Annotated in this window: 7 protein-coding genes; all 7 read right to left on the reverse strand. The window is 43.5% G+C overall.

Going from position 1 to position 6,685, the window contains the following annotated elements; all coding sequences use genetic code 11:
* Positions 1-112: 112 nt before the first annotated feature.
* Positions 113-1,765 (reverse strand): AMP-binding protein, encoded by a 1,653-nt coding sequence (locus FHS86_RS16085; RefSeq protein WP_429416024.1) that lies wholly within the window; start codon positions 1,763-1,765, stop codon positions 113-115.
* Between the two features lie 26 nt (positions 1,766-1,791).
* Positions 1,792-2,367: a helix-turn-helix domain-containing protein gene (locus tag FHS86_RS16090; protein WP_429416027.1), complete on the reverse strand. Its 576-nt coding sequence runs from the start codon at positions 2,365-2,367 to the stop codon at positions 1,792-1,794.
* Positions 2,368-2,607: 240 nt separating this feature from the next.
* Entirely contained in the window at positions 2,608-2,904 is a 297-nt protein-coding gene (locus FHS86_RS16095) for a type II toxin-antitoxin system RelE/ParE family toxin (RefSeq protein WP_429416030.1), read from the reverse strand.
* Complete coding sequence (locus tag FHS86_RS16100) at positions 2,904-3,143, reverse strand: addiction module protein (RefSeq protein WP_429416033.1); 240 nt, start codon at positions 3,141-3,143, stop codon at positions 2,904-2,906. The genes FHS86_RS16095 and FHS86_RS16100 overlap by 1 nt, the downstream gene beginning before the upstream one ends.
* A gap of 471 nt (positions 3,144-3,614) precedes the next feature.
* Positions 3,615-5,594, reverse strand: coding sequence for a hypothetical protein (locus tag FHS86_RS16105; protein WP_429416035.1), 1,980 nt, complete (start codon positions 5,592-5,594; stop codon positions 3,615-3,617).
* Between the two features lie 9 nt (positions 5,595-5,603).
* Positions 5,604-6,071 (reverse strand): hypothetical protein, encoded by a 468-nt coding sequence (locus FHS86_RS16110; protein ID WP_429416038.1) that lies wholly within the window; start codon positions 6,069-6,071, stop codon positions 5,604-5,606.
* A gap of 12 nt (positions 6,072-6,083) precedes the next feature.
* Entirely contained in the window at positions 6,084-6,560 is a 477-nt protein-coding gene (locus tag FHS86_RS16115) for a hypothetical protein (protein ID WP_429416041.1), read from the reverse strand.
* Positions 6,561-6,685 lie beyond the last annotated feature (125 nt).

Raw genomic sequence — 6,685 nt, forward strand, 5'->3', positions numbered from 1 at the left:
GAAATGCGATGAATGCATTAAAAAGATGGCGATGCCGATGATGGAAAGAAAAATGCCTGCAGCCGATGCAGGCATTGTGGCAAATGCTTTATGTGCAATGAATGGAAGCGTTTCAGATCACTTCGATGTTCCTTTCTTTCAGCATCTCAAGACTGAGTTCCCTGAGCCGGTATTTCTGGATTTTTCCGCTGGCAGTCATGGGATAGTGGTCGACAATAAAAATGTATTTCGGTATTTTGAAGCGGGAAATTTTTCCTCTGCAGTAGTCTCTGATTTCTTCTTCAGGAATTTCATTTCCTTCTTTTAAAATAATGAAGGCACCAACTTGTTCGCCATATTTGGGGCTGGGTACTCCGGCTACCTGAACATCCTGAATGCCGGGCATCTGGTAGAGGAATTCCTCGATTTCGCGGGGATAAATGTTCTCGCCGCCACGGATAATCATGTCTTTGATTCTTCCGGTGATCCGGTAATTGCCGTCGGCGTCCTTCACACCCAGATCGCCCGAGTGGAGCCAGCCTTCTTCATCGATGGCTTCGGCAGTGGCTTTTGGGTTTTTGTAATACCCGGCCATAACGTTGTAACCCCGGCAGCATACCTCGCCCTGTTGTCCAACAGCTAGTTCACGGCCTGTTTCGGGATCGGCAATTTTAACTTCGATGCCTGGCAATTCACGACCTACCGTGCCCACTTTCACTTCAATGGGATCGTCGACCCGGGTTTGGGTAATTACCGGAGAGGCTTCGGTGAGCCCATAAGCAATGGTCACTTCGCTCATGTTCATCTTGTCGATTACCTGGCGCATGGTTTCGATGGGGCAGGGCGAGCCGGCCATGATGCCGGTACGCAGGGTGCTAAGGTCGAACAGGTCGAACATGGGATGATTCAGTTCGGCAATGAACATGGTGGGTACACCGTAAAGCGCCGTACATTTCTCTTTTTGTACCGAAGCCAGTACGGTGAGCGGATCGAAGGTCTCGGTCATCACAACGGTGGCACCGTGCGTAATGATGGCCATGATGCCCAGCACCAGTCCAAAGCAGTGAAACAGTGGCGGGGGCAGGCAAACACGGTCGGCACTGGTGAAATTCTGGCATTCACCAATCCAGAAGCCATTGTTCAGAATATTGATGTGGGTAAGCATTACACCCTTCGGAAATCCGGTGGTTCCCGAAGTGTACTGCATGTTGATTACCTCGTGGGCTTGAACCCGGGCTTTGGCGCTTTCAAGCAGCTCGTCGTCGATGTGTTCTCCCATGAGCAACAACTCAGGCGTGTTGTACATGCCCTTGTGTTTTTCGGGTCCGATGAAGATGACCTGTTCAAGCACAGGAAATTTTTCACTTTTAAGATAACCCCGTTGACTGCTCTTTAACTCGGGTACCAGTTCGTACACCATCGAAACATAGTCGCTGTCGCGCCAGCCATCGATGATGCAAAGTGTTTTCAGATCGGCATTCTGCATCAGGTATTGCAACTCGTGCAGCTTATAGTTGGTGTTAATGGTGACCAGTATGGCGCCTATTTTGGCCGTGGCAAAGGTGAAGGTCAGCCAGTCGGGAACATTGGTGCCCCAAATGCCCACATGGTCGTCTTTTTTGATGCCCAGTTGCAGCAGCCCTTTGGCCAGGCGATCGGCCCGCAGGTTGAATTCTGAGTAGGTAAAACGCAGTCCCCGGTCGGGGTAAACCATAAAATCCTGATCGGGCATTTCAAGGGCCCATTTTTCGATATAACTGCCCAGTGTTTTCTCAATTAGTTCCATTGTACTTGTGTTTTAAATTGAATGCTTTAGACCGGAGTGTAAACAACAGCGAGAATTTTGGCATTTTGTGTATGGGCAGTATGAACATGATGTTCAACAATGGAGTCGTAGTAAATGCTGTCGCCAACATTGAGTTGATACTTTTCTTTTCCGTAGCTGATTTCGACCGAACCTTCGAGAACGAAAATGAATTCTTCGCCTTCGTGCGATGAAAGCTGATTGATGGCTTCACTTTTTTGTTCGATATCGATGATGAAAGGTTCCATGTGGCGACCGCTTTTCCCGTTGGCCAGTGCATAAAAGTTGAGGTGGGTATGGGCAGCGCTGTTTTTGTTTGAAAAGCTGCTTCCTTCTTTTTCTTTTCCTGCGCGGGTAAGTACCGGTCCCAGCTGTTCCTGATCGTCGAGAAAGGTCCCCAGACGCACTCCCAGGGCGCGGGCAATTTTAATCAGGGGAGCCAGGGAGGGAAGCAGTTCGTCCGATTCAATCCGTTCGATCTGCTGCTGATCGAGTTGACAGCGTTCGGCCAGTTCGGCCAGGCCGATATTTTTTGACTGGCGGATTTGCATGATTTTACCGCCAACATTTTTGCTTGCTTGCATGGTAAGCTTGTTTTGGTTGAAGGCAAATTTAAAAAAATGAAGCAAAAGGCAATATTTTCTGAATAAATAAAAACATGAAGATGGGTTTGGTGATGAAATGAAAGTGGGAAGTGGGTGTCCCGGTGAGACGGATCAAGGCCGGTGTTTTTGAGGCCGACTAAATAGCAATTCCAGTTTTTAGGAATGGGTTGAGCGATGCTGTTTCGGAATCTATTTATTTCAAATGATTCCTATTTCAAATTATCTTTTCCTAAAAACCATGGGATTTCTACTGGTATGTAAAACTGCTGAAATGATGATGATCATGCTCGCTTCATTAATTGTATAGTGAATAATAAATGGAAATACGTTTAAAACGTGAGATCGTATATTTTTATAACGGATTCCGGATGCCTTAGGGTTTTGCCTGATAAAATTGACTTTTTTGCGTACTTCAGCAGTAAATCTTTTTCCAAGACCTTCTTGCTGTTTGTTATACCATTTAGCAGCTTCGCGAATGTCTTCTTTTGCAAGGGGGAGTATGATTACTTTATACATTACAGTTCCTTTTCGATATCGTCTAAAGCGGCATCAAAGTCCGACGCGGAATCCGGATTTTTTTTATAGTCCTCAAGGCGATCTTGAACAATGGTTTTATGCCATTCGGGAACTTCATTGATTTGCTGTTCTTTTTTCAAAGCGTAATCGAGCATATTTTTAATGGCACGGATCAGGTGCTCATCCTCAATTTGCTCAAATTGTCTGATAATCGTTTCTTTTTCAGCTTTTATGTTCATGATGCATCTTTTTGTAATTACTAATTGAGTGCGCTGCTAACTATTCCAAAGATACTAAAAAAAGGTTGCTGTGTTTTCTTCCGTTTTCAGGATGTAATATGAAAGTGAATCAAATAGCTGAATTTCTGAAGTTGTTAAATTTGAAATTCACAAGAAAATAAAACAATAGTTATTCTGTCGCTAAGGTATTGCCATCTTAGTCACTAAGGTTTTACTATTTCGATCACTAAGGTTTTACTATCTCGATCGCTAAGGTTTTGTCATCTCGATCGCTAAGGTTTTTTTATCTTCATCGGTAAGGTTTTATTGTCTTTGTCGGTAAGGTTTTTTTATTATGTTAGAAAAGTACGACCAAGGGGGGTACATAGTAACTTATCGTGCGAAATGAAATTGTTTGATTCAGTACGACAGTATGGAATGAAAAAGTAAAAAAACAGGGCGGTTTATCAACAAACCGCCCTGTTGTATCGCTTAATAAACCTGATTGGCCAACTCAAAATAAAACTCACAACTGTGGAATTTATCATGCTCATTGTGCGTGTAACTCCCCGTACTTGTGTAGTGATACTCAAGATAATTATTCACCGATGGAGGATCGGTTGAATAATTGACGGTGTATTTTTTACTGCCTTGGTTTGGGCTGATGGCAAATACAAAACGATCGTCGGCAGCTATGTCAGGATCGCGAGGGCCCGAAAAGGGTACCTCTTTGGCTTTGACCGTCCATGTCTCGTTTTTTTCCCACAAATCATCAACAATTAAATTACTGAATTCGAAAGAAACCACTGTTTTGCCAGCGCTGTTTTTCGACACCGAACCTGAGATCGTTCCATTTTGATGGTAATTGTTGTTACGGGTGAGCTCCCATGCGGTGCTGAAATTGTTTCCATTCCAGTTGAGTTTTACCTTGTCGTTGAATGAGAAATTCATTGAAGGCCCTGTGTAATCGTATCCGCCCGGATCGAGTACGAACCAGAAATGCATAAACGAAGGAAATGTGATTGGTTCTTCTTCTTCTTCTTCTTCTTCTTCTTCACTCAGACTGGCATTAAAGAGATCGGAACTTACGTAAAAATCACCGATCCAGGTAATGGCATAAATTCCATCCTGTTCCCAGTTGATTTGCTTGTACAGATCGTCTGAAAAATCGATTTCAAAATTGCCGGTCATGCATTGTCCTTTCGCAATTTGTTTGTTCGTTCCGCTGTTGTACAACAATATTTCACCGGTATAGGCCAATTCATCGGGATATTCCTGGTCGGGGATGTGTTTAATCTCTCCTTTAATGATTCTTTTTTCCTGATCGTAGCTTTTTATATCGACCTTTATTTCTGGAATAAAAAGCCGGTAGAGATTAGCGCCTGCTTCGAGGATTTGCGGGATTAATACAGCAGCCTGCGATTGGGCACACTCCTTATCGATATAGGGGTATCCTTTGTAGTATTTCGAGTAGTAATGATCTTTGCACATCATTACATCAACACCCGAAATTTCCTTGTAGTAGGTGAAGTTCGTTTCGTTGTAGGAACAATCGTCTAACCAGGGCGAACGAAAGAAATCAGCTCCCTTGTGAATAATCGGGGAAGTTTTGTTTCCGTAAATCGTTTGTCCGGTAAAAAAGTTCCGATTGGTGTACTCTGCCAGCGGAATGGCAATATCGGCCAGCGTATTGGCTTTCTGAAAGGTATTCTTCAATACAGGGTCCACCTTTCCTTTTGCAAAAAGGTTTTCTATGTCGGAGAAGCCTTCAAGGTATTCCTCATATACATCGGGACTGCCTAAGTCGATGCTTACAATGGAGGTGAAACCAGGATGGGCATCATCGCGAACGTGCGCGGGGCACCCCATATCGGCAATCATGTGCAAGGTTTCGCCCAAAGCCCGGTAGGCAAATGCGATGGCTTCATCCTTTTCCTCCTGATCGAAATAGGTGAAAGCCCTCACCATCATTTCTTTTCCGGCCTCCCAATTGTATTGATGACCCGGGTGGTCACGGGCCCACTCCAGGTGGTCTATCTCCACATCGGTGATGTAATTGAAATAATCAGACGCTTTAATTACATCGAGGTAGTTCTTCAAATACCGGTCGCCGACTGGTTGAGTGGGGTTATAAAAGTGTCGGAAGCTGGCAGCCACTTCGGGCTCATCGGCACTAAAGCCTCCGTGGATGGCCCAATTCAGACTATTCATCTGAGCAAGGCCTTCCTCAACCGAAAGCAATCCTGTTGAGGTGACTGCTTCACCTGTGTATTTTTTAAGACTATTGGAGTCGAAAACATAATATCCAAATTTTGAAAAGGAAGCTAAGGACTGTTCAACGTTATCCTGAAATTTCAAATAAATTGAGTAATTAATGTTAGGATGGACCACTTTGTTTCCGTATCCGGTCAGTATCAGGTTGACTATGGCAAAGCCAATACAACCCATTAAAAAGTAGCTGATTCGTTTCATGGTCTTTTATTAAAATCGTATAATTCTCCAGTTGCCTTCCCGGTCGACTCCCATGGTAAGGGTGTAGTCAACACCGTCGATCGTGTAGGTGAATTCTGCAAAGCTCCCGGTGGCAGTTGTCAATTTGCGTTTGGCGAAAGCTTTCCCAATCGAATTCAGTTCATCGTTGCTGTATTGATGATTAAAGTCTTCATGCCCTGCATCATCAAATTTCAGTTCAATCAGGCCTTCGAAGTTGTTCTCATTAAAGAGTTCTTCAATGGTATTTCCTGTCTGTTTTATTCCCTCATAATCGATTTTCTGCTCTTGTAATTCCTGGTCGATCGCATCGAACAGCGGATCGTCATCAGGGCCGCTGCATTGCACCATCGAAGTGATCAATCCCATGAATATAAATCCGTAAAAGAGGAAATAGATATCCGGAGCATTGCTTAGCGACAGTGCATTTTTAATTTTGGTTTTAAACGATGGTTTCATCATCTTCTATTTTTATTCTGATACACTGTCGGTAAAAGCCGGATAGTTGATCCTTAAAGTGACTACGTGCTCACAGTATTCATTCTCAACTATATTGTACTGATCGCTGGTAAGCATCACCAGTCCGTAAGTACCATCACTCAGTTTAAAAACCAATACGGTATTTAAAGGGGTCTGGTCGCAGGTTGACTCATATTCCCCTGCAGGAGGAGTAGTTAAATCGGAAAAAGATGAATATTCTGTGACCACATAATTCCCGCACAAAGCGGGTAAATCGGTACACCAGGGTTCATTGATAATTCCCATTCCGTCGATGTCGTCGGGCATGTTTCCCCTTGTACTTATCCCTTCTTTAAAATGGTAGAACATATTCTCATAGTCGAGCTGTACCTCTTTGTAGTTATTGGGGTCCCATGTCTTGTCATCTTCTTCACATGCGGTGAAAATCACCGGCAATAAAATTAGCAGTACCCATGTTATTCTTTTCATCTTGCAATTGTTTTAAGTTAATATTTGCTTTCACTAGTGTCCCATTAAAATTGGGACGTTATTAAAAATTAAACAAATTTGGCTCATTAAGCCTAAAACGTTCTTTGTCATTTTGAAATTTAGTT

It is taken from the genome of Roseimarinus sediminis, from assembly GCF_050433125.1.
GTDB classification, from domain to species: Bacteria; Bacteroidota; Bacteroidia; order Bacteroidales; family Prolixibacteraceae; genus Roseimarinus; species Roseimarinus sediminis.